The following is a 26,463-nucleotide window of genomic DNA, read 5'->3' on the forward strand; positions in this document are numbered from 1 at the left end:
CATTTTGTTTTTAGATGGAAACAAGTCAAATTTACTGAAGAAGATCATACCACACTATACCATAATTCCAAACGGGCCCGGCAACAGCAGGGCCCGTTTAATAAACGAAAAGGGGTTACAGCCTGCTGCGATAGCCGTTGTTATCAGGTTTACCATCGTTATTGGTGTCGATACCAGTTACTTTCACAATTATTTTCAGGTATCCGGTAGTGCCGCTGGTGCCCAGGTGATCAACAATTAAGATCAGCGCCTGCAGGGCGCGGTTATCCATATTCAGTTTAACGGCAAACACCTGTCCTGTCAGCTTTACGCCGCCGGCGGATACATAGTTGCCGCTGAAATCATCGGCCCCCTGCACCGCAGCACTCAACTGGCTGTTCGTTGAAACATTATAAAAATCCGTTGCAGTAAGATCAGTAGCAGCTATTTCACTCTCGTTTACGCCTGACCAGGATTTTACCGGATTCTCGGTACTGTTTGACCCCCACATAGCATTGGCTCCTGCCCCACTTCTCGAATAAGCAGGCGTCATCAGGTAATAAGCATTCTGGCCATCATTAGGCGCCAGGAAGATCAGATCGATGCTGTAGGGATGACGTTTGGCGCTATCAAGATTTCTGGCCCTGCCGCCGATGAGATCCAGGTAACATCCTTTTTGTACGTTATACTGGTTGCCTACTTCCACATAATTACTCCCGGGATTGGTATTAAAGGCTACAACAGGTTCAAAGACCTTTACATCGTTCTTTGGTTGATCATCCTTGTCTTTTTCACAGGAAGCAAAAGCTGTCACAACCAGCGCTGCTGCCAATAAGTTTCTTGTTTTCATGATTCTTTTTTCGCAAACCTACGATCCCGCTATCCCGGGAAAAACGGCTAACCGACGAATGACATTTTAAATAGATGAATGAATGGTGTACAGGGCAGAATGCGAAAAAAGCGCTATGTTTGAAGTCCGATATGCCATTCACGCCTCCCTATAAGTGCATTATAGTAGACGATGATGAAGTGGACAGACTCACCACCCTTTCGTTTGTCCGGAAATATCCTTTTTTAACAATTGCAGGAGTATATGCCTCGGCTGAGGAAGCGCTGGTGGGCATAAAAAATACGCCGGTTGACGTCTTATTCCTCGACATCGATATGCCTGGCCTCACTGGGCTCGACCTGCGCAGACAGTTACTACAAACACCAGTCTGTATTTTCATAACAGCGTATCCCGATTATGCAGTAGAAAGCTTTGAACTGGCCGCCCTCGACTTCCTGGTAAAACCCTTGAAGACTGACCGGTTTTTGCACACCATGAACCGGCTACAGGATTATTTTGATATTAAACGTAAGGCCGCCCTGTTCGAATGCAGTGTGGGCGGCGATACTATTTTCATTAAAGAAGGACACGATCAGATTAAAATTAAATTACATGAAATAGTATACCTGGAAGCGTTGAAAGATTATACCCATGTGGTAACAACCACCAAAAAATACTGTGTGCTCTTTACGTTAGGCAACCTGTTAAAAGAGGCTGCATTCAAGACCTTCATCCGCATTCACCGGAGTTATGCGGTTCAGCAACATTTTATTGAAAAGATCGCGGTAAACCAGGTTACTTTGAATACGGCCATTACGCTGCCGGTAGGCAGAAGCTACAGGAACAGCCTGGAAGAACTCAAAATGAACAAGGGATCATGAAAAAGCTTGCCATAATATTTTCTATTCTCACCGGGTTTGCTGCACACGCCCAGCAGCAGGCATTCATCGACAGCCTGCTGTTACAATTGGGCCAGGCAAAGGAAGACACTTTCAAAACGAAACTGCTTTATAAAATCAGTGAAAGCTATACACCTGTTAATACACAGGAGGGTATGCGGTATGCAGAGATGGGAATGGAACATGCCCGGAAAATGAAATGGAAAAAAGGTATTGCCGCTTTTCATATATCGCTGGGCAATTTATTAAGCAACACCGGCAGTTATCGACCGGCCATTGAACATTACCAACAGGCGCTGGCTGTTAATAAGGAGATCAATAATAAAAAAGGAATGGTATCGGCGCTGCTTAATATCGGCGGCGCTTACTTTGATCTAAGGGATTACACCAAAGCTACGGATCTTTATTTTCAATCTTTACAACTGGCAGAAGCCATTCATGACAGTTCGCTGATTGCATTGAACTATGTAAATATTGCCAAAATATTTTTTGGGCAAAGCCATTTTGCCAAAGCCCTCGATTATGGCCATAAAAGCCTTCAACTATACGAAGCCCTGCAGGATGAACTGGGCATTGCAACAGCGTTGGAAGTTATAGGCAATATTTATAATCAGCAGAAAGAATACGCAAAAGCTGAAGCGTTTTATTTAAAAGCCCTGAAAATATATGAGGACGCAGGCAACTTATTGAACATCGCTACTATATACTCGCAGCTGGGTGTAGCCAGTGCAACAGACTACCGGAAAGCCATAAGCTATGAACTTAAAGCGCATGCTATCTGGGACACGCTTAGCCCCGCCTATCCTATCGCCATTACAAATATTGGAAATCTCGGGACAGCTTATTTAGATATTGCCCGGTATGACACCTTACATATCGTTCAACGGGATGCCCTCATCCCCGACAGTAAACAGGCTTTATTGCAAAAAGCGGAAGTTTATCTTCGCAGATCGATCGCATTGGGCGAACAAACAGGCGACGTGGAAAACCGGGCGTATTTTACCGGCGTATTGGCAGAAACTCAATTTGAACAGGGCAGGTATAAAGAAGCTTACGCCAATTTCAGGACCTATCACGACCTGTACGATTCTATTTACTCGCAGGAAAACAAAAACAATATCGCCGCCATTGAAGGCCAACGCGAGTTGGCCATAAAGGACAAACAGATCGCCATTAACCAGCTGGCGCTTGATAATCAGAAAAAGCAAGGTTGGTTCCTGATAACCGGCCTTTGCTTATTGCTCATTATCGGAGCATTGCTGTATGTACAGAGCCGTACCCGGAAGAAGACAAATACTACGTTATTACTGCTCAATAATCAGCTGGATGAAGCCAATAAAATAAAGACGAAATTCTTCAGCATATTAAGCCATGACCTGCGCAGTCCTGTTTCTAACCTCATCAACTTCTTACACCTGCAACGGGAAGCACCTGACCTCATGGATAAACAAACAGCAGCGTCATATACACAAAAGATCACAGCTTCCGCAGAAAACCTGCTGGAAACCATGGAAGGCTTGCTGTTGTGGTGTAAAGGCCAGATGGAGAACTTCAAACCACAAATAAGGAATGTGCCAGTGAGCGAATTGTTTGCCGACATTGAAAAGCATTTTGCCGATGGAAATAGTGTGCGCATTACTTTCGATCAATCACCGGATATGTATATCAGCACCGATGAACATTACCTGAAGACCATCATGCGCAATTTAACAGGCAATGCCATTAAAGCCGTGGCCAATACGACAAATGCGACCGTAGAATGGAAAGCCTGGGAACAAAACGGCAATAAATATCTCTCCATAACAGACAACGGCGGAGGCGCAACAGACCAACAACTGGAAGCTCTTTTCAACGACGCTTCACCCGTTGGTATAAAAAGCGGGTTGGGACTTCATTTAGTGAGAGACCTGGCCAAAACCATCGCCTGCAGCATTTCAGTACACACGGCACCGGGCAAGGGCACGGCTTTTCAGTTGTCCATGTAATAGAATTGCTATAAGCTTATATTTTTTTTCGCTGTCAGTATAAATGGCTACCAAATATATCATTATATTCGGTGTACATGCAAGAATACAATGAAAATCGCTACTTACAATGTGAATGGCATCAATGGCCGGTTGCCTGTGTTACTTCGCTGGTTAAATGAAAGCGCACCAGACGTCGTTTGTTTGCAGGAACTGAAAGCACCGCAGGAGAAATTTCCTGAACAAGCCATAAAGGACGCTGGTTATCACGCCATCTGGCATGGACAAAAAAGCTGGAATGGCGTAGCTATATTATCAAGGTCAGGACAACCGGTTGAAACCCAGCGTGGCCTCCCCGGCGATCCCGAAGACGTACATAGCCGTTATATAGAAGCTACTGTAAATGATATAACCATCGGTTGCCTGTATTTACCGAATGGAAACCCTGCCCCAGGACCCAAGTTCGATTACAAACTGGCGTGGTTCGAACGGTTAACCCTGCATGCCGCGGGATTATTAACATTGAAAAGACCTGTAATCTTAACCGGCGATTACAATGTGATGCCTACCGAAAAAGATGTGTATAAACCCGAGGGTTGGGTGAACGATGCCCTTTTTCGTCCGGAAACCCGTGCGGCATTTAAGAAGCTGGTCGACCAGGGCTGGACGGACGCGATAAGAAAACTTTATCCCAACGATACCATCTACACGTTCTGGGATTATTTCCGCAACGCCTATGAACGCAATGCAGGACTTCGCATAGATCATTTTTTATTAAATGCGGAAACAGACCGCCGATTGCTGGCAGCAGGTGTTGACCATCATGTTCGGGGCTGGGAAAAAACCAGCGATCATGCGCCGGTATGGATCGAGATAAAAGCAGCCTAAAGAGGCATAAAACAAACACTGACCTGCGCACTGGCAGGTATCGCTATGTAAAAAGAAAGACACCTTTTGAATAAGCGCTATCACTTATCAAAAGGTGTCCTGACTGCGCGTTATCCCAGTAGAGAACCCGCTTAGTTCTCCAACTCCTTCACTTCAGTTGTTCTTTCCAAAGATCTATCGTTGCCGACAGACTTTATAAAATTGATCAGCTCTTCTGCAGCAGGAGCAGGACGGGCGGAATGCAGGTATTTCCTTTTACCATTATAATAAACAATAAGAGTGGTTTCTGATACATCCGTTATACCCACGGGAGTAAATTCGAGGCTGTCGAGTTTGCTCTTTTTTAGTACTTCTATCAGCTTATTATACTGACCCTGGCTCAATGTGCCTTTGAAACGGCCGCTATTGACTGAGTCTATCGTACTTTTTGTTCTATAGAACTCCCGGTTAACATACACATTTTTATTATTATCGATCTGCAGGTCCATACTGGGACAGGTTCCATTACACTTGCTCAAATGGTAAATAAGCTTTGAGAATGTAAGATCATCCGCAGGGTTTGCGCTGCCGGCAGATGGTGATTTGCAGGAACAAAGTAGTACCAGCACAACGGACAAAGCGGAAAACGTAAGTTTTTTCATTGTAGTTTTTTGTGTTTCAGCAGTAATATTCAAATAAAAAATTCCTCGATTATACGGCATTTTTTAATAACCAGCAATTAGGATCATTAAATCATTATTACCGTTGCATTGCGGTATCTTTTTTCAAAGAATAGTCCGTGGCAAAAACGAAAAATTGGTTCGCTTCCGGCTAAATTGCAACTATGTGGATATATAATCTACAACGATGCGCTGCAAACCGATTGCGACACTGCGGAGACCGGAAGCTTTTAAAAGTAATAGATAGATGTTATTTTTAGCCTCTGATACTCAGGTTAAACAAATACACACCATGAAGAAATATTTAAGTACAATTTTGTTGCTGTCTGTTGCCACATTAACGGTTGCACAGATAGCCGACAACACAAAAACCCCGCTCAGCCTGATGAAAGACCCCTACTTAGACTGGGTTTACAGATGGAAACTGGAAGGATTTACCTGCGACACGATGTATTATACCGCTGAGATCGAACAAAATATTATAGATTCTGCCATCCAAACTATAAAAAACCAAACCTCATTCAAGATCCACTTTTTATATCGCGGCAAAATGACAAGCCCATTGGAACTCTCGAAAGAAGAACAAGCTTACCTGCTAACAGAATTGGAAAAGCACAAAAGCCACAGATGGGATTCCAATTTATTTCCTAATTCAAAACGCATCGAGCTCACTGAAATACAAAATTCGCTTAACATTACTGAAAAGCTACCATCAGAAAGCGAAAAAAACATGTGTTCAATTGTTTATACTTTTTCAAAACCAATTTTTTTAAGAGATAATACAATCACCCTGTTTTTAGATCAGAAAAAATACAGAACTAACTATACACAATTAGAGTTCAATTTTTACACATTTCAGAATAACAGATGGGAAGTTCTGGCAACCGTTTACAATTATTATGAAAGTGAGTAAAGACGCCCAACGGTTATGGCGCTAACTGAAATAAGTTTCATTAAACAATTTTTCAGGCAGTCTGTTGTATTCATTCATATCAATTATACTTTAAAAGCAATCAATGGACCTGCAACTTCATAACAAAACGGCATTTATAAGCGGTTCAACCGCCGGCATCGGCCTGGCTGTTGCCGAAGCCCTGCTGAAAGAGAACGCGACCGTCATTATTAACGGACGCAAAGAAAAACAGGTTGAGGAAGTGGTAACAGCCCTTCAAAAAGCTTTTCCGCAGGCTAAGGTTTCCGGCATGGCCGCTGATTTTAGTAAAAAGGAAGAGGTGGACGCCCTGATAGCCAGACTGCCTCAAATTGACATACTGGTAAACAACGTAGGCATATTTGAACCCAAGCCCTTCGCTGAAATCCCGGACGAGGACTGGTTCCACTTATTTGAGGTGAACGTCATGAGCGGGGTTCGACTGTCACGTGTTCTGTTTCCCAAAATGCTCGAACGCAATTGGGGCCGTATCATTTTTGTTTCCAGTGAATCAGCGGTATTCATTCCCGATGAAATGATCCATTATGGCATGACGAAAACGGCCCAGGTGGCCATTGCCCGGGGTATGGCGGAATTGACAAAAGGAACTCATGTAACGGTGAACAGCGTTTTACCGGGTCCTACCAGATCGAGAGGCGTTGGAGATTTTGTGAATAGCCTGGCAACACAGGAGAACGTGAGTTTTGATGAAATGGAATCCAAATTCTTCCAGGACTTCCGACCTACATCCCTGTTGCAACGCTTTGCCACTCCGGAAGAAGTAGCCAATATGGTAGCTTACCTGGCAAGTCCGCTAGCGTCAGCGACCAATGGCGCTGCTATTCGGGTGGAAGGCGGGTTGATAAGGTCGATACTGTAGATGGATGCACATAAATAAAAAAGGAGGTCGTGGCGACCTCCTTAACACGCTTGCTAGTCACTATATTCAGATTCTAAGTACTGGTCAAAGGTTTCAAAAGTTTCCACTAACCGCCCATTATCGAATAACAGGTATAGATCTTCAAATGACCTGATATGTTTATAAAACTCCTCTGTCAATAAAATCTTTTTACAAATCTCCTTAAGCACATTTAATATCAATGAAGAATCCGCATTGATATGATATGTGTTACAATCATCAACAACAATCTTGTAACCTTCTGATTGGAAAACAAGGTCTTTGATATTTGAAATTTTTAATGATTCAATTGATCTGAGGAATGCATCAGTTGTCATTTTTGGTGGAAAATCATTTTTTGAAAAATATCTATCACCGGTATATCCAAACAGTTCCGATAAAACAATTTCTTTTTCACTACCTAAAATATTCATGAAAGCAGGCAGTTCAATGTTATCGATATAGATGTATGGATTTTCAGATTCAATATTATACTTAATCAAATTCATATTTATATTATTCCAGGTTGCTCAAGTTTACCGGTTTTAATCTTTTTTCCGTTTTCATAACTTTGAGTTTGACGGATTTCTGCTCCTACAGGATCAACGCCGATGTACTTTTTATCCTTGGTAAGACCTTTATGTAAATAATTCTGGCCAAATCTTGTTACCTCCTTATGCTTAACACCATTTTCTGTCCATTCTTTAGTTTCCTCTCTGACGATCATAAAATAATTTCCATTTCCTCCGCCAATATTTCCTTTTTTTAGTTCCCCGACCTGGGCAGTACCAAACCAATTGATCAATGCATCGGGATCGCCACTAGCAATCCCAAAGAAACTGGTAACAACATCAAGGATCATCATTGCCCCACCAACTTTTCCATTAACCTTGCTAACTACAGTTTCTTCGGCTGCTTTTGCTACAGCATTTGTTGCCGCAATACCTTCCTCAACTATTGTTACTACGGCTGGCATGATCTTTATTTTAGTTTGTGTACCGGGAAGTATGTGCGTTGCACTTCCTTTTGCGGACTTATTAGGTACACCGTCCGCATTAAATCGCTGTCCTTCTGCATTTTCAAAATGCCAATGATCCACCCCTTTCCATCCGTTTAATGGTTTTCCATTTGCATCGTATTGTGCCTTATCGAAAAATAATTTATTTCCATGATGATCGACCCAACTCATTCCATTCGGGTTTCTATGTTGGGTATTCGGCTTCCAATGATTCAAGTCTACCTCACCAGGTGAATTAGGTATAGTCAAATCAAATTCACTTTCCAGACCCTCCAATTCTCTTGCATGGTTAGGCTGATTTGATGAAAAATGGTATGGAGAGTATTGTGGATATTTTGGCGTCAGCGGATCTATGCTTAAGAACTTGCCGATGCGTGGATCATAGACCCTAAAACCAAAATCAATCTGATTGCCGAACCCCTTCACTTCATTGTCTGTCATTTGTCCCTGGAATCCAAATCTGTAAGCCTTACCATTGGCTACCCGGCTCATCATTCCAAACGGATAATAATCCTGGGCATTTACAATGTGCGGCTCATAGTGATCGATCAAAGAACTTCCGGCTGAAGATACGCCATATTTGCGATCGCTCACAGTAGCTAGTACATTTCCTAAATGATTGGTAAGTTCATACTGTTTGGCTCCCCGGTTGTAAGTATAACTATGCATTAATTGTATGTCGGCAGGTCCGGTGTCCATCGATTCGCCCGTTGTAAGCACGCCCAGCCGCTTGCTTCCATACATATATCTTTCAGCCTGTTTTAAATCCAGCGCCGCGAGATCGTTGTTATTACCCTCGGCGGTATAAGTACTTAACACATTACCCTGTGCATCGCGCACATACCAGGTATAATATTTATTTCCACCTGAAGTCACTACCTCGCTGATGCGATTGCCGGCAGCATCGTACGAATACTGAATATGAGTAGCCGGCGCTGTAGCTGTTGCCGCTTTGCTTATTTCCTGGATTTTACCGTAAACATTCCATTTTATATCGGTGAGTTTTTCAGCATCATCTCTTATTAAATTACCAATGGAGTCATAACCGTAATTGTTATCAGCCTGGGTTTCGACATCAGCCAACGCCTGATTATCCTGGCTTCCCGGGAAGGCATTGGCAGGCACATTATCGGTAACCCGCTTCAACTGATTGGTATTGGCATAATAATGATAATTCAAACTGTCCATATCAGCCGGAGTACCGCTGATGCTTTTACGCAGGTATTTTAAAATATTACCATTAGCATCATAAGCGATCCGTTCTTTCAGGTTCTCACCCATGCTGGTCATACCATTCCAGTTGTTAGAGCCCACATTGAATCCTTTGTAGGCATCCTGGGCTATCAACCTGTTGAGCTGATCGTATTTATAATTATAGAAGATCAACGGTCCGCCCGGCGTATTACCAGCATCAAAGCGTTTTTGATAAACACTCTGGCTGCTGATATTACCGTTGAACAAAGGCCTGTATTCGCCTGAAGGCAAATGCCCACTGTAACCAGGGAATGGCATAACCCCTGTATTAATAGCTGCATAATCGCCTGTGAAATAGTTTAATGTTAACCCTAAAGCGTCCTTCGCTGTATATTGGTTAAGGGTGCCGATTTTAGCATCACCACCCATATCACCTGCACCAGTACCTTGCTCAGCCGGGGCAGTAGCGTTGATGCCTTTCAACCAGCCCTGCAGGGTATATGCGTAATCCATGCCCTGCACCTGCTGATCGCCGATCACTACACGCGCCAGCGGGCCATGGCGGTAATGTTCGTACCGGGCTTCTTTTTCCCACACCAGGCTGTCGGTGCTGGTTTCAACCAATGTTAACCGGTTATCGGCATCATAGCCGTAGCGATGGTAAAAGCCATCGCGCCATCCGGGCTGGTACATTACCATGTTTACATTACCGCTGATCAAATCGTATTTGTATGCTATCTTTTTCCACCGGTTTTCATTTTTGTTCATCACATTGACAGTAGCATTTACATCCCTGCTACCAAAGTCCTGCAACAACTGATCTACATTACCTAATACATCATAGGTATAAAACGTACTCTGGTTATAAGCGTTATTGGTAACTGTATCGGTGTACGTGGTATAGCTTACCCGATTGCGCAAATTGCGTTGTGTAATTACCAGTCGCATATCAATACCAGTACCGTCAAAGCCAGTATAAGGCAGGTCGTATACCGTATTTGTGATCTGTCCTCGCCGGTTTGTCAGCTTCATAAGCCAGGTGCCGAGCAGCGATTCATTACAGCTAACGGCATCGGTCATGGCTCCATTATTAGCGATATTGCTCACCTGACCTATTTCGATAATGCGCCCCAGTGCATCGTATGTGGTATAACTGTACAACCTGCTGTCTTCAGTGACGCTTGCCGTTCGTTGTCGGGCATTGCGGCTGATGGCTATACGGCCTAACCGGTCGTACCAAAATTCCGACAATCCCCCGTCAGGCGTTTTTTGCGCCACTAATTTTTCTAATGTATTATACCGGTATTCACTAGTCAGTCGGTGCGCTGGTGTTAACAATTGGTTTGCCTTGCGGGCTGCTTTCACCGAATCTGACCAGGCGCTTGCCCAGGCAAACTTGCTTACATCAACACCCTCTGGTGGAACGGTTTTTATAAGATTGCCCGCCTGGTTGTAATAATACAACGTGTAATGAAACTCGCTGATGGGTTGTTCAACGGTAAAGTGTTCGTGATCGCGGGCACTAAGGCATTTCGCCAGGTAACGGTCGTCGAAATTACCTAACAGCGAATCGCTATATGCTTCATGTATCAACACACTGGTTGACCAGGCAAACAGCGTAGAATCGGCACAGGGTGTATGTTGTGTAAACTCCTTATCGGCCGGTGGAAATACCGGTTCGGTCTTTCCACAAAGGGTAATGTCTGGATACCTGGTATTAACCGGAGTGGTATTCAACGGGGGCGTGCAAATATCCAACGGCATGTGGCTGGCTGCATATAAACTATCCAGCTGCGAATACGTATAGTTGGTTTGCTTTTGGGAATTATACCAGTTGGTGAACGCCTGTGCACATGGTAAACGAGGACATGCTATATAGCGATCAAACAGGCGGAACTGGCTGTTGTCATCAAAATTTTCATTATAAAACACCCGGCCGTTCTTGTCGTAACACTTTATATAGTCAAACAGAACGCTGAGGTTACTGTCAGCCTCAGACGTTACAGACATACCATAAAATCTGCTTCTGGTTGCAGCCGACTCGATCGTAGCAGGATAACTAATGGATTTGATCAATTGCCCGTCCAGATAAAATTTAAAATAGAAGGGGTGCATTTCAAAACCAAGTGTATGAGGACCAGTATAATTCTGTTGTAACTCAGTAGCAAAATCAATATAACCAGGCGCATTATAAACCGAATTCCCAAAAGCGTTAAGATCATCAATACGAACTAACTGCTGGGTTCCCGTAGACGGGTTACTGAAATAAAATACAAACTGTTTCGAATGTAATGCTTCCCATGCCTTCAGGGTATCTTTCATTCTCATTTCGACTTTAACATATCCATCAATACAGGCTGAATCCTTTCCGAAGAAATCGAACTTAACCGATTGGTGACCGTACGATGACGATAATGTATGGGGGAACTGAGCTGCCCCGTTTTTAAAGATGTCCGTATGCGGAACACCGGTATTGTTAATATTTAATCCAGACCAATTTACTTTCCAGGTGCTGGTATCAGTACCATCGCTATCGTATTTACGGCCATAATTGTAATAGTAATTAATAAATTCATTCTTAGCGCCCTGTAATTCGCTGTTCGTAGCCTCGCCGCACACACATGTATTAGCAACATTTACCGGATCGGCACCCGCAAAAGACAGCTGGGCTTCAGACAGCCAAACAGGGTCAACAGGCTCACTGCCTGTGTAATTACCTATGATCCCGTTATTGCGAAGCGCCGGATCATTCGTTGACTGGTCTATCACATATTGTTGACAGGTATTGCTGCTACCAAGGACAAAATTTCCAACCAACCCATTTTGCGGCAATAATAACTTATCCATGTTGCCGGCTATTTCAGCAGTGGTACGCGCTTTCTTCCAAATCCTTACATAGCTCATCCAACCGTTAAAACCCTGATTCCAAAGATTTGGTAATGAATCATACCCAATGTAAAAATTCCCTGTGGCTGATAAATTCAGCTGTGAAGGCTTGAGCCGGTATTGTTGGTTATTGCTATCGATTATACATCCCGTTGAGGTAGATGAATATTTCGAAACGCCATCAATATAGATCCCAAGGGTATCTACATTACGCGTTACTGCAACATGGTGTGCCTTACCATCAAACAATTGAGGGGCATAAACATAAGAAAGTCCGCATCCCTGCATTGTGATCGCTAACCATTTGCTTTCCGTGATAGACAACTCAAATCCTTCAACGGGACGCCCAACGCCAGACGGTTGATTTGCCCGGTTAGAAAATATCGTATAAGCTGCCGTTACGCCCGGAACGAGTTTAGGTTTGATCATCGCCTCCATGGTAAAATCACCGGTGCCTAATTGCAATCGCTCGTTCGGATTAGGAATAAGTACCCGTTGTCGGCTGTTTCTTGAAAATTGCAATGCCTTGTTACAGTTTGTATCAGGTGCAAAAAGTACGCTTTCACAGGTACAGCTATTCGGAATATTTACCGGGTCGGCCCCGTCAAAAGAGATCTGGCCTGCAGACAACCAAACAGGATCTACAGGTTCACCGTCAGTTGAATTTCCTAAAATACCATTGTTCTGGAAAGACGGATCGTTGGTTGACCGGTCAACCACAAACTGTTGACAGCTATTATTGCTGGTCATTATGTAATTCCCAACCAGGCTGTCCTGTGGCAACAATACTGAATCCATATTACCGGCTATTTCAACGCCGGTTCGCGCTTTATTCCAAACCCGTACATAGCTTATCCAACCGTTAAAGATATTAGACCCGGTTATTGGATCAAATCCAATATATGAATTGCCCGTATAACGAGATATAGTATTAGGCCCCCCCGAACACATGGAGAGCATATATGATCTTGAAACACCATCAATATACAGGTTTACAGTACCGGCCTTTGGCGTGCTCACAGCAACATGGTGTGCTTTGCCGTCTAACAAATTAATACCTGAAGTTTCATAGGTAGTACACTCGCCCACAGTATATGCCAGGCCTCTATTATTAACAATGAGCCTTACTTCAGGAGTGGCAAATATGGTGTAACCTATATTGCCTTCCCTGCTTTTAATTTTAATTTTTGCCTCAATAGTCAACTTACTATAACCTAAGCTCAGGCGATTATTTTGCTTAGGAATAGTAACACGTTGGCCCGCAGCCGCTGAAAATCCCATGGCCACATTACAGCTAGCAGGTGGAGGCGCTATTTTTTCACAACTGCATTTATTAAGAACACCCACCGGATCTGGCCCGTTGTCAGCTATTTGAGAACCGGACATCCATACAGGCTCAATCAACTCTTTTCCATCCACTTCTCCAATAATGGCATTGTTACGAAGCGAGGAGTCGTCTGTTGACTGGTCAGTTACGAATTGCTGGCAGGTGTCGTTACTTTCCATTATATAATTACCTACCAATCCATCCTGCGGAGCTAACTCATTATCTTTATCTGCTGCGAGTTCTGCCTCCGTACGTGCTTTTTTCCAAATTCTCACATAATTCATCCAGCCATTAAAAAAGCCATAGGGAAATGTATAAGCTGTTGGTCCCGATCCTATCTTATATGCTGAATCACTTCCAATACGATAACCAAGGTCAGCCGACAAATTTCCGGCGGGACTGATAGGGCCGCCACTACCAGGTCCTCCACATATTCTTTTGCTTACAACGGGTCTGTTAACACCATCAACATATATGGCCAGTGAGTCCCCATTCCGTGACACAGCTATATGGTGTGCTTTATTGTCAAATAAATTATTTCCTGTAGCCTTAAAAGATCCACATGGTATTATTAAGAAATTAATATCTCCGTTAGGTTCAACAAAAAAGTCAAAGGGGTATTTACCAGGAGGCCACATTGAAGACATACTGGAAATAATGGGATACTGAACATTGCCTGGTAGTTCCTTGAATTTAACCTTTGCTTCTATGGTAAAATCACTTGCACCTATGTCCAGGCGTTGAATTTGCGTTTGGTTTGGAATAATAACACGCTGGCGGGCAGCCCCGTTAAATTGCAGGGCTACATTGCAGGAAGTATCTTTCAGCTTTTTAATATTGCAGGTATCCATGAACTGCATGTATTCTGCAGTAGATTTATTAAAACCCAGCTGCGAGTTCATAAACTGCTCAAACAGCTTATTCTTTTCGCGCTGCAGACTGTCAGTATTATCTGTACGGGGAACTGCATCGGGAAACTGGGTTGTATATTTCTGGTACAACGTATCAATGCGGGCGCAATTCACGCATACATCTTTTACCCCACACTGTAATGCAGGCGGTAATTTCAAAGGTTCTTTCAAAAAGCTGCAGTTGACCTGTCCGTTACAAGCCATGCGAAGCGTATCCAGGGCACCGTTGCGCATTATGGTGCCGGAAGTGCGGAACAGGTAAGCGGCAAAACTCGCGTCTTTTCCTGCCACCTGGTATTGCTGGTATTGCTCATTTATAGTGGCGCATTCACAATCGTCAGGCTTTTGCAGCAGCGGTTTTTCATAGTATACCGGTTGCTGGTCATACGGCTTTGGCGCACTTATAAGGTACACATTGCAGGATGCGTTATAGGGCAAACCTGCACTTTGGTTATATGCTTTTAAAACTTCTTCAAAACTTCTATAGGTATTTGTGCTCGATGGTTTCACTGTGCTGGCGCCATACACATGGTCTGCATCGCCGCCTTCACGGCATACCTGAATTAAAAGGGGAATAATAGCAGCACTGTCTGCAGTGCTATATTTGCAGGACGGCTGCAGTTCATTCCACCATTGTGTGGCATAGGCTTCGCAATTATTGCTTATGTAATTTTCCAGTCCGGCCTTTGCAACTGTAGTATCTCTGGTTACATTGGATGTTGGCACTAACGTGGGATCAACAAAATTGGGTGCATGGTTATTGTGAAGATCCGTAAGGTCGCGGAAAAATTCACTATTCATGTTTTGTGCAACCCTCAATATATCCGCGATCAATTCCTGTTTTTTCTGCAGGTAAAGATCCCTGAAGGTCCTCCAGGCAATATCCAGATCGCCGCTGCAGTCGGCCCCCATCGTAAATGCAGCATTGAGATCCTTGAATTGATCAAAGCAGGCAAGGTCGTCTTTTGAACAATGGGCCATAATAGTGGCCAGCGACCACATTGAAACTGCTGCCCCGTTTGCATCTTCCGCTGCGCGCACCAGGGCGTTCTGCATAGTCGATTTATAAAAGGCGCCAACATAACCCTGACCGATAAGATCAGTAAAGAAAGGGTCGCGGTGATCGAAATTATAAGTAAAAGCACTTCCTGCCGGCCGGGTAGCAAAATTTCCCGGGTTTAAAAATCCGCTGTCAACAGCTGCCTGCCAGGTTTGGGTGCTGCCAAAGCGCTCGTCCCAGGCATTGCTGGCTGCCAGGGTGTTTAACCTTACCAGTTTCGGATATTCCGGGTGGTGCGGTAACAGGCTTACGGCCCAGGAACTTTTAAACTCTTTCACAAACTCGGGGATGCTTAAACTCCGGGGATCCAGCGGATCAGGGTTACCATTCTCATCTTTATAATCCGTTACCCTGGTATAGGTCAATCTAAACTGATGACGCGCGAAAATAGAATACTGATCAACATTATCGGGATTGGCGTATTGGCCGAAAGGCGGCGTTACATCGGCCAGCATTTGTTCGCGAACGGAGGCATACAGGTTCTTTGGCACAGATTCACCCGGTCCGCATGAGATGGTCTGCGATATCAATTGTTTTTGTTCCTGTATGGTTCTCTCGAGCGACCGGCATGTATTGCGAGACAAAAAGATGTTCCGGTAATCATCCATCGCCCGTTTGTTGATGGTGAGCGTTTTTGTCACCATGTAACTGCCTTCGCGCAAAAACACGGTATCGTCAACTTCGGGAAATGGAAGATTGGGATTGCAATCGGTATCTACATTAGCGCGGTAATTAGATTTTGTGATCACTATCGGCTGGCCATTGGGCAGCGTGCTGTTGTTACAATCATCAGTGATGGTTATCTTCAGGTCGTACACGCAATCATAGCAAATGGTACTGGTATCGCATGTTTTAAGACTGATGCTGTCGGGCAACAGTGAATACCTGAACCGGTGCGGCCCTGCTTTCGTTACGGTAAGTCCTTTAATGCTTTCGATCACCCGGCCTTTAACAATATTCGTATTGTTATCGATCAGATTTTTGGTGATCACATACCCTTTGTTAGAGGGTATTGCATCGAGCTTTTCAGCAGGGAAACCAGCCAGCGCCGTGGCAATGGTACGGCCATGCATGTCTACATAGGTTATATTCACCTGGCCATTGGCATCCCGCACTGTATTCTTAAAATAGTGAGCGGCATTGCCGATCTCGGTTCCAAACAAGGCATCCAGTTCTTCCTGATCGGCCGAATTGTACGTATATTTTGTTTCATGGCCTTTGCCGATCTGAAATTGGTCGCCTACCCCGCTTTGTAAACTGATGCGACCGGAATTATCCGGCAGGTAACGGGTCTCCGCAAACACAAATCCATTGGCATTGGGAATGTATTTATGATAACCGGTATTAACCAGCGGATTATTGGGTGAATAATAATTGGCTGCACCGGAAATATTGTCCATAGCCGGAGCGCCCTGCTTGCAATAACAGCTGTCTATCAACATGCCATCGTATGCTTCTTTCCTATATTCAGCGCCATTGAGGCTGTTAAAGTTGGCAGTATATTTTATAACATTACTGAGCGATGGTGCTGGCATTACCTGTATCGCAGGCTGACCCTGGTAATCGTACAATGTTTCAGCAACGATAGTTGTATCGGTGGTATTGTCTTTGGTAACAGTCTGCCGTTTTCTCAAAGAACCGTCGAAGTAATGAACCACCGACTTGCGTTTTCCTTCTTCGGCAAAACTGGTAGACACCTGCCAGTTAAGGCTGGTATCCAACCCTGCAAAAGTGTATTTACCCATACCACCAGCATAATCCGAACTCCAAACCGACTCTATGCGCTGCCCGCTGCCTTTTACCTGTACGGCCCGTACCCGATAGAACAAATGCCCTGACCCTTCGTAGATTAATGGTATGTAATACGCTTCCTGGCGAATGCTTACCCGGGTAGCATTCCGGGTAAAGATCTTTCTGGCGTCGAAATCGGTTGAACTGCCGGAGATATAATAATTCGCCAGGGCCGAATCATCGATATAACTCCACTCGAGATCATATTCATCCGCTGCCCTTTCTGTGTTCCAGTAAACTTTCAGTTCGCCTTTGAGCGGCACCGTGGTGATGTCTGAAAAAACAGCCTGAATGGCATTGTTGGTGCACGAAAAACTATACTCACGGTTAACCAGTATTTCATTGGTGAGCATCAATGCATCGCGAAAATCGTTCAGGTTGCTGCCATTACCGGCTGTAATATCTATTATTTTGATCTCTGCCTTAAACCAGCCATCCTGCACATTTACCGCCTTGAAGCTGTATTTATTAAATTTTGAATAGGCCAGGTTTAGGATAAAGGGAGCACTTACAACAGTTGTTGGTGTTCCATTGTTATCGTAGGTATAGGTTACTGTATATTTTACCGATACATCAAATGTATCTGGTAATATACCACGGTACTGCTCATCGATCTGGAATGTGATGAGGTTCTTTACCATTGAGGTGGTTTGCAATGGTTTCAACCCGGCATTGAAATACACAGCATCCGTTACCGTACTACCCGAATCCCTGTTCAGCTGATTGCCTCTCAATACCTCGGCTGCATACCGCTCATCGATGGCCAATGCCCGGTTGGTTATAAAGAGTAAAAAGCAAAAGGGGCAAAGCCGTAACAATAAACGATAAAAAAAGCGTTGCATGTGATACGGTTTATTTGTGGTTAAGTGAGTTAATCAGGATATAATTTTCATAAGGCGCCACCATGTAGTACACGCCGTTCCTGCGCAAAAACCAGGCGTCAGTGTTGAACACGCTGTCATTAAATCCGCCTGTTTGGTAATTGCTGAACTGAACATTTACCGTATAAGGGAACGGGCTGTCGGGACTGCTGCTTTTTGTGCCGCCAAAGCTGTACCGTATAGATTGTATCCGGTGGGTGCTTTTGCTGTAAACAATGTCATATTGGGTGTATGGTCCGCCCTTGAAGTGGTACGACAATATGCGATAGTTACCCGAATCGACGAAAGACCGGCTGGCTACAAATTTCTCATTGAAGGAAGCACTATGCACATGAACACGCAGAATGTAATTGAGCACGCTCTTTGACCAGGATAGCTCCGCTTTTTTTAGGCGGTTCTTTACTGCCAGACTGAAAACCTCATTCTGAATAATTTCAGTGCTGTCGCTTCCCCGTATGCTCAGCTTGTCTTTGCTCACCTTATAATCAAACGAATACGTCTCATGTGCACCATTGTTGAAATGCATATTAGAGGTGGCCTGAAAGCTTATATGCGTTGTATCATTCATTGCATGTTCAATCTTCATCAGTTCCCTGGAACAATCAAAGCTGTTTGTATTTGGCTGACCTTTTAGTGTAACCAGGCTGGCAATCATCAGCATGGCTGTAAGTTGTATGGGTAACCTTTTTATATAGCGCATATTCATTTTTATTTATTCTCAACCGTATTAATTGTTAACTACCTGCTTTTACGGAGTTTGTTTTTCTTTCAATAAGGCACTTCTGGTTTCTTTAATGGTCTTTATGCCTTGTTCTGTTTCTTTTTTCAACCTGATGAGCGTACCCTCATCGTCGTACTCATAAAAAGTGGCATAGTTGTTTTCATCCAGTTCGGCCATCAGCCGCAGGTTCACCGGGTTATACACGTATGATTTCATATTGCTATTGAAAGGATGAATACGAACATCGTCAAAATAGACCGGGGTCGAAGACAACGATTGCATCTTTATTGTTACACGATGGGCTGTTGCCGGTACCGGCACGATGCCTTCAATGCGCTGCCAGCCTTCTATTATGTTGCCGGCCGGCCTGAAGGAGAATGTGCTGCTGCTTCCATCATCAAATGCCAGTTCCAACTGGGTGTTATCATAATTACCGTTGACGCATGGCACATCCTGTTTAACCCAGGCGCTCACTACTGCTTTACGGTCTTTCAGCGGTGAAAAACGTTTCTGGTTACCATTAGTGACCCTGGGATGTTTAAATTGAACACACCAGGTAGTATCCCGGAAGACAGTGCCTGCTTTTACAGCATTTACATCAGAACCGGCAGGATATAACTGGGTTGCCGGAATTATTTCCCTGCCCTGCAACTGATCGCCAGTAAGGCTTTCCCACTCCAGTTTGGCACGGTAATCTCCCCCGTTATTATCCCATAAAACAGCAATTTCATACAACTCTCCTGCTTCCAGCTCTATGGTTTCCGTTTCATAGGCCGTTGCATACTCCCACTCTTCTCGGGTAGGGTCCTCGATGAATCTGCCCTCTGTAATACGCCTGGTTACGCCATTCTTGGTAATGTATATCGACATAGCATCATCAGCTGTAGCCCAGAATTTATATAACCCGGTATGAATGGGCTGAATATATCCTCTGAAGGAGTAATAGATCCAATCTGTGCGGCAGGTATTGAGTATCGGGTTAACACCGATCTGATAGTTTATATTGGTGTTATAACCAGTATATAAAGGTTGTTGATTGGGATCGCTCTCATTATAAGGATGACAACCACCCCCATTGGTATAATAATAGTTGCCTAATCCTGTTCCATTGCCACGCACTGCCATAGATGCAAGAGGAATTGAATCTTCCTTCATATATAATTCCGGGGCAGTATTATCATCTCCTGCTGAACCGATCTCGAATGTTTTAGCAAAAGTCTGGTTCCCGTTCAACCGCAAGCTGTACAAACCAGAATGGCTAACATCATCAACCAGGTTGGCGCCACTTCCCAGATCAACATGACGGTTCAGTACACACTTTATACAATCATTAGTGCGATAACTGTAGTCTTCAAAGCCATCATAAGCAATTTCACGGCTTTGGGCATTTTGCGCAACGGCTACCGGCAGGGTTTGATTATAACCATATTGACCCGCATTAAAGCGGTTCAGCGGATCGTGGTTTTCGATCTCAAAACCTTTGATATTGAACTTCATCAATTCACTATTCCATACCCAGCGCATTTCATCTGAACCGGGTTGCAGTTTGGAGGCGGCAAATGACCAAAATGGCGCAAAATTGTTTATTTCGCCATCCCGGCGGGCATTGGTAACGGTGCCTGGATCAGATTGCGCTCTTCTGTCGTAATACGTATAAGCCCTGTCCATTCTCCAGTTACCAAGTATGCCTAAGCGGTATAAGTTAACGGCGGTATCATTTATGTTTGGTTTGCACAGGAAGGTGTCAACCTGCGACAGGTTACAGTAATAACCGGGACCCGGTGTTTGATCATCTGCACCAAAAGGAGGCGTGGTTGAGAACCAGGGTTCCGATCCATTATCGCAGGGAATAATATACTCAAGATCAATAGCCGGCAAACAGGAGGTTTGTGTGGAAGGACATTCTTCGGGTGTAAGTTGCGTGTTATAAATTCTCCTGTTCATTAATTTGTGGCCGCCTCCCGGATCATCGAGGCGGATGCGGATCACAGGCGGATTGCCTAAAGCATATCGATCATGCAACATGGCCCGCGCCATAGCCGTAATGGATACGTTCTCATTTCTAACCACATTAATATTAGGTAGCGTTCCACTAAGCGAAACCCTTGTTTCCAGATCCAACGGTTCTGCACTGGACCAGTAAAATGCCCGTGCGTATTTAATATCTTCTTCATTTGTTGCATTGTCAATAACATCCCGCACCCAGCCGGCGCTCAACCGTTCGATCCAACTCATATTACCTGATCCCCTTTCGTTTTTACTGGGTATGTTCTGCGTTCCGTATAATCGAAGATTGGCAGATGTAATTATTGCATTTTGTGGGATCCCGTCCATATTAAACCTCAAATAGCTTCTGATCTGTTCATCCCACGAGCTTTCGCCATCGTCATATGCAGAAGCTTCAAAATATCGCTGATCGGGTATCTGACCAAGCCCACGATTGCCGCCGGCTGGCTTATAGTCATGAATACCATAAACATCATCAGGGGTAAGGGTAATGCGATGTATTTGTAACCTGTGGGTAGCAATTATGCTGGTATCTTTTCTGTAAATGGTACTATCTACCCTCCACAGATCTTTAAACCGAGCGGCATTCGCGGTAATTACTCCGGTTTGGTTATCAAACACCAGTTGGCTGGCGTTTCGCAACGGCGAACGCAACGAAGTAACTGACCCTACAGGCGTACCGGCCAGGTTGCGCTTACCGGAGCGGATGATCTTAACTTGATCGGCATTGGCGGAATAAGCCGCTCCATCGAGATCGACAAAATAAATTCCCTGTTGCTTTTCTTTTCCGCGCGACGCATCTACCGCCCACACTTTCTTAAAGCTTTTATCACTGGTAAAATCGTAGTACTCAGGCAAACAATGATCTTCGGTTGTATGCTTGCGGTCCTGCTGACCGAACACCAGCAATTCATCGCCACTTTCAAAATACTGGTTTACCGGCACCCGCTGACCATTTTGATAGAACATGATCCCTTTGCGGAAAACAACGTTCTTTAAAATTGTGCCTATGTTGCGATAGGCCGGCTCCATGCCACTGTACGCCCAATGCGCCGGATAGGTGAAATTATATACAGGGTCGTCGAATTCATTGTTGGTCTGAGATAACAATACACCGCCTGTTTCGGCGTCATACACCAGGTCCCTGGTAGTAACCGTACTTCCTTTTTCAGTATGAACTACGCTATCGAGTATCCCATAGCGGTTCACTACTTTCAAAACGGCTACCGAACGGTAACGGTTGGTTTCCTTGTTGGGTACCGGGATCACTGATCCCAAAAAGATCGGCGGGAAAGGATGGGCCCAGATCACATTCGTTTGAACCCCTTTATTCTGGGTAATAGAAATTTGTTCGCGTACGTCTACCATTACTTCCACTTCCCGTCCTATTTCAGCAGTAGGATCCACAATACCGGTGGCTGGCGCTGCAGCAGCTACCACATTCGATAACTGCGGCTGGCCTGCATTGTCGTTCTTAAGCCTGTAATAATGATAAGTATAACTGATAGGTGCATTTAAATCGTTTTGAGAATAGCTGGCCTGGGACTTCATTTTGCCATTCATGTCGTTCAACTCTATTTTGAAGCCCTGGCTAAGCGTTACATAATTCTTTGCATCTACTTTAAAGAAGTTCTGAACCTTAGGATTATATGTTTTCTTGCTGTCTCCATCGAGGGGAGTGTATTCTACGAGAACAGGAAAATCTTTGGAAGTATAAAATTCGCTTTCCTGGAAACCGTTGGCCGATTTTCTCTCTTTATGTATTGTTTGTACCCGCACCTTACTATAGCCCACCGAGGGAGAAGGGAAAAAGGTTTCGGCAAAAGGTTCTTCCGAGTACATGTAATCCGTTGGCGCCATGGCTCCCACTTTTTCGGTATAGAGTTTCATGGGAACCCGGAAAGGGTTTTCATCACTGCCTACTACCGGTTCAAACGTTGCCACTCCACTGCTGATACGGGTAGGCGTTCCGTTTAGATCAATCGTAGTACTGTAATCATAGGTTTGTCCGTATACCGATTCCTCCTGCCCCGTCATGTTTTTCCAGTTGTCGTAAATTTCCACCTGCTTCACCCGGTGTCCGCCACCCAGCTTTTTATACCGGGGGTTATCGAGGCGGGCAAACGATCTATCGGTTACAACAGTATTGCACCAGTTATTGCGGTGCGCTTTTTTATTGAAGTCGCTGAAGGCGCTAAAGATAGAAGTGCTCACCGAAACCATCATGTTGACGATCGTCTTGATATCGAGATTGTCGCCAGGTTCAGAGAAGGGATAAGCTTTGGAATACAGGTTGAGCCGCAAAAATTGTAAAGCGGCTGTAGCAAAAGGACTTTCATTGTCATTAACGGATTTTACTTTAACCCAGATCATTTTATTGTTACCGCTGCGAACGCCAAAGTCCTCAATATCACAATACACCGGAATGATCTCAAATCCTTTGCCCCATCTGTCGGCCGGCACATTTACCGCCAGTTTAAAAAACAACTGGTTAACGCCTTCCAGGTATTTGCGTTGCACTTCTGTCCGGGAACTTACGGCATCGCTTACCTGGATGAATACATATTTGTAATCGCTTCCTGTAGAACCTGCCGGATATAACTGGGGTTGAATGGAGGAAGAAGGTGAACTGCCAAAACCAGCCACCGTAAAGAACTGCATGGCCCGTTTGTTTTGTACATACGCATAATCATCCGATTCGTAGGTTACTTTGATGCGGGCCCCGGAGGGAAGTTTTATTTCATTGAGCGTCCAGGGAGCCGCATTGGCGGCGGCCTTGGCCGAATCCCAATTCTTAACGCCTTCCTGTAGTGTATAAGAGTAGTCGGCATTGGTCAGTGCCCCGCCGCTGGTGCCCGGATTATTGGCCGCACTCTTATAATTACCCCATCTGTCTACAGCTTTGCTATCGAATTTTGGATTATTTGAATGATAGCTGAAAACATATGGGTTGCGTTTGCCTTTTTTATTCTTATTATAACTGAACCAGATCTTTTTCAGCGTCAACTTTCCTGAGTCGGTTGCACTACCGGGATTGTTGCGGCAAAGCTCATAGCTATACTCGAAATGTACCGTTTTAATGGGTTTGGCATTTCCCCCATTCTTCAGGTAATCCGACTTTGTATATAAATTTATTTGGTGCAACCGGTAAAGCGGCTGCGCAGCGTTTTGCCCGCCATCTTCATTGGCCACGCCAAAACCATCTTTACGATCGGCACTTACCACAAAAGTGGCCATCATCGTTTTAGATTCAATGGAATTCAGGTACCATACTTCACGTTCACCATAGGTAAAGCTGCCGCGCTCATCCCTGCTGTCTGTTTTTAGCCCTTCGTTATAAGAAGCTTTGCCGGCATCGTACGGCGCCCGCCATAAATATGGATTTGCAAGACCATACACGCGCGAGTAGTTGAACTTCACCGCATCGCCATTATCATCTTCTGTGATGCCATCGCCTCTCAGATCGGAATAATCAGGCGATAAGATACCGGTGAGTAAAAAAGAATGGGAATAACCAGGCAGGTCTTCCCGGTTAAAATAGCCATCTTTTCCCTGCGTGTTATTGACCGATTTATCCTGTGCGCTATATTGTACCAGGCCGGTTTTATTGTCGCCCGGTTTGGTAGCCATCGTTACTTCCACCTGCTTCTTATTATACACTGGAATACCGTACACATACCGCTTTCCATCTGCATTCAACACAGTGATCTCAGATAAGTGGTGCTTTTTCCTGGAATCATCCAGCCTTGACAATTCGTCAAAATTGTTGGCACAGGCAGCAACCGGAAAACTGTTGAGGTGATAGGACCTAATCTTTTTATCAAGTCCGGCAGCTTCCGCTTCGTCGGCACTCAGATAAGATATTACCTGCGATCTCTTATCCCTGTCTGCGCGAAGGGTATTTAAGTCAAACGTTTTTGATGATACTTCCCGGCCGCCTTTGAACAATGCTACACTGTTGGTAGCAGTTACATCGGGATTGTTTTGTCCGCCGGGCGATAATTTCACCCGCATCAGATAATCATCACCTACCGCCTGCAGGTATTGTTTGTTGACAACAGTCTTTTCGGCGGGATTTTTAAAATATACGTTTTCGAATTTGCCATCCCTTTCTTTGAACGGCACTGCCTGAACGAAGCTGTTGCCAGCTTCCCATCCTTTACTGGTGGTTCCGGCATCGATCGCGTTATAATCAAAACCCGTGTGCAGCACACCACCAAAACCTACGTCCAGCGCAAAGTTGTTGCTTTTACTTTTGGTAGAAGAAGAATGGTCGTAAATATAACCTATGTCGCCTCGATAGGGTCTAAACATTCCACCTGTACCCTCACCCGAAATAGACCATATATCGTAGGTATAAACAGGCACGGCAATGTGCGGCGTTTTATCAGTATAAGGAATATCTTTTTCCCGGTTAAAGTCTAACAATACATTCCGGTTATTGCCGGTCTTTTCGTAGTACATATATCCATAGGCAGGTATCTCCTGGGTTTTGTCGCCTGGTGCAATTTCCTGGGTTGAACCATAAGCGCTCAAAGCGCCGCTGGGGTGCATCGACCAGGCAGTTGTACCAACTTTGGCAGTATAGGAAAATTGTGTAGAAGTATATGGAACGTTAATGGAAGGTGTATACGATGGTTTTGCAAAAGAGATCCCCGTTGTTATTTTAGCGCCACCGCTCAGCGTCATCTTTTTAACATTGGCCGATTGTTTTACCTGGCCGGTCATTTGAAGGGCCTGGATGCCGGTACGGGAATTATAGTTGGTGCCTATGCTTATGTTACCCTGGGTTTTGCTTTCGTTGCTTCCGAGATGAACACCCATGGAAGGACTTATATTAACGCCTGATTGGGAGTTGCTGCCAATAGACAGGCCGCCCGACAAAGGACCTTTTGCAGAAGAACCGGAATTGATAGATGCATTAAGGGCATATTCAATACCCCATCCCCTATACGTATTGTGAAACACACCCAGGGTTACACCGGCGCTTAGCAGCGGAAAACCCACTAATTCAATGTCGGCCGCCACCGTAACACCAAAGGTTTTGTTGGGTTTGGTGCTGATCGTTTTCTTTACGCCTGTTTCTCCATTAAAATCATCAGGCAGGCCACGCATATTCCGACTGATCACGCCCGGATTGATATTCCAGCCAAGCCCCACCCAACTCGCCTCCTGATCCATTGTAATACCACTCTGGTAATGCAGGTTCACCGGGTAACCGCCAACATCCAGCAGGGGAATGTTGTAAGAAAAGTCACCTGAGAACAGGTCAACCAGGTTATTGGCGCCCACCGATTGAAAACTTTGCATTTCAGGTTGTGTAGGGCCTGTAGTAAAAGTTCCTTTAATGCCTTTGGGAGCAAAACGTGGCCGGGCGTTTGCCACCCGGGATATTTTATCAGGTTTACTTTCCACCGCTTTGCGATCCAACGGCATCAGGTTACCAACCGGCGTCTTTACCGTACCTGAAGCAGGTGCCGGCATTCTGAAAGGATACCTCAATGGCTCGTTCGCCCTCGTTACGGCAGGTACTAAAACGAGCTGAAGATAAAACACACTCACGAAAAACCATGCAATGGGTCGGTGATTGCGGGCTAATGTTTGTAACATATCAGGCTGA

The 26,463-nt window shown here is 44.7% G+C and carries 11 protein-coding genes; 5 read left to right on the plus strand and 6 right to left on the minus strand.

Annotated features, from left to right (window positions below; genetic code table 11):
• Positions 1 to 115: 115 nt before the first annotated feature.
• Positions 116 to 829 (minus strand): hypothetical protein, encoded by a 714-nt coding sequence (locus tag JUB15_RS12925; protein ID WP_207512914.1) that lies wholly within the window; start codon positions 827 to 829, stop codon positions 116 to 118.
• Between the two features lie 119 nt (positions 830 to 948).
• Here JUB15_RS12925 and JUB15_RS12930 point away from each other — a divergent pair, with 119 nt between their 5' ends.
• The 3 genes from JUB15_RS12930 to xth all read left to right on the plus strand — a co-directional run bounded on the left by JUB15_RS12930 (position 949) and on the right by xth (position 4,559).
• On the plus strand, positions 949 to 1,689 hold the full coding sequence (locus JUB15_RS12930) for a LytR/AlgR family response regulator transcription factor (RefSeq protein ID WP_242696328.1): 741 nt from the start codon (positions 949 to 951) through the stop codon (positions 1,687 to 1,689).
• On the plus strand, positions 1,686 to 3,692 hold the full coding sequence (locus tag JUB15_RS12935; protein ID WP_207512915.1) for an ATP-binding protein: 2,007 nt from the start codon (positions 1,686 to 1,688) through the stop codon (positions 3,690 to 3,692). Before JUB15_RS12930 ends, JUB15_RS12935 begins: the two co-directional genes overlap by 4 nt.
• 90 nt (positions 3,693 to 3,782) lie before the next feature.
• A complete protein-coding gene (gene xth / locus JUB15_RS12940; protein WP_207512916.1) occupies positions 3,783 to 4,559 on the plus strand; it encodes an exodeoxyribonuclease III in 777 nt (258 codons plus the stop codon).
• Between the two features lie 131 nt (positions 4,560 to 4,690).
• Here the strand turns inward: xth and JUB15_RS12945 are convergent, their stop codons facing one another.
• Positions 4,691 to 5,200, minus strand: coding sequence for a DUF6438 domain-containing protein (locus JUB15_RS12945; RefSeq protein ID WP_207512917.1), 510 nt, complete (start codon positions 5,198 to 5,200; stop codon positions 4,691 to 4,693).
• Positions 5,201 to 5,510: 310 nt separating this feature from the next.
• Between JUB15_RS12945 and JUB15_RS12950 the strand changes: the two genes are divergently transcribed.
• On the plus strand, positions 5,511 to 6,131 hold the full coding sequence (locus JUB15_RS12950) for a hypothetical protein (protein WP_207512918.1): 621 nt from the start codon (positions 5,511 to 5,513) through the stop codon (positions 6,129 to 6,131).
• Between the two features lie 103 nt (positions 6,132 to 6,234).
• Positions 6,235 to 7,029: an SDR family NAD(P)-dependent oxidoreductase gene (locus JUB15_RS12955; RefSeq protein WP_207512919.1), complete on the plus strand. Its 795-nt coding sequence runs from the start codon at positions 6,235 to 6,237 to the stop codon at positions 7,027 to 7,029.
• A 53-nt stretch (positions 7,030 to 7,082) separates the two neighbouring features.
• Here JUB15_RS12955 and JUB15_RS12960 read toward each other — a convergent pair whose 3' ends face one another.
• From JUB15_RS12960 to JUB15_RS12975, 4 genes are read right to left on the minus strand one after another with little or no spacing between them, the layout of a single operon-like run.
• Complete coding sequence (locus JUB15_RS12960; protein ID WP_207512920.1) at positions 7,083 to 7,556, minus strand: hypothetical protein; 474 nt, start codon at positions 7,554 to 7,556, stop codon at positions 7,083 to 7,085.
• Positions 7,557 to 7,558: 2 nt separating this feature from the next.
• A complete protein-coding gene (locus tag JUB15_RS12965; RefSeq protein WP_207512921.1) occupies positions 7,559 to 18,076 on the minus strand; it encodes a LamG-like jellyroll fold domain-containing protein in 10,518 nt (3,505 codons plus the stop codon).
• Between the two features lie 10 nt (positions 18,077 to 18,086).
• Entirely contained in the window at positions 18,087 to 18,815 is a 729-nt protein-coding gene (locus JUB15_RS12970) for a LolA3 family protein (RefSeq protein WP_207512922.1), read from the minus strand.
• Between the two features lie 48 nt (positions 18,816 to 18,863).
• Positions 18,864 to 26,453: a GLEYA domain-containing protein gene (locus JUB15_RS12975; protein ID WP_207512923.1), complete on the minus strand. Its 7,590-nt coding sequence runs from the start codon at positions 26,451 to 26,453 to the stop codon at positions 18,864 to 18,866.
• Positions 26,454 to 26,463: the final 10 nt, after the last annotated feature.

The organism is Longitalea luteola, assembly GCF_017356035.1.
Lineage (GTDB): Bacteria > Bacteroidota > Bacteroidia > Chitinophagales > Chitinophagaceae > Niastella > Niastella luteola.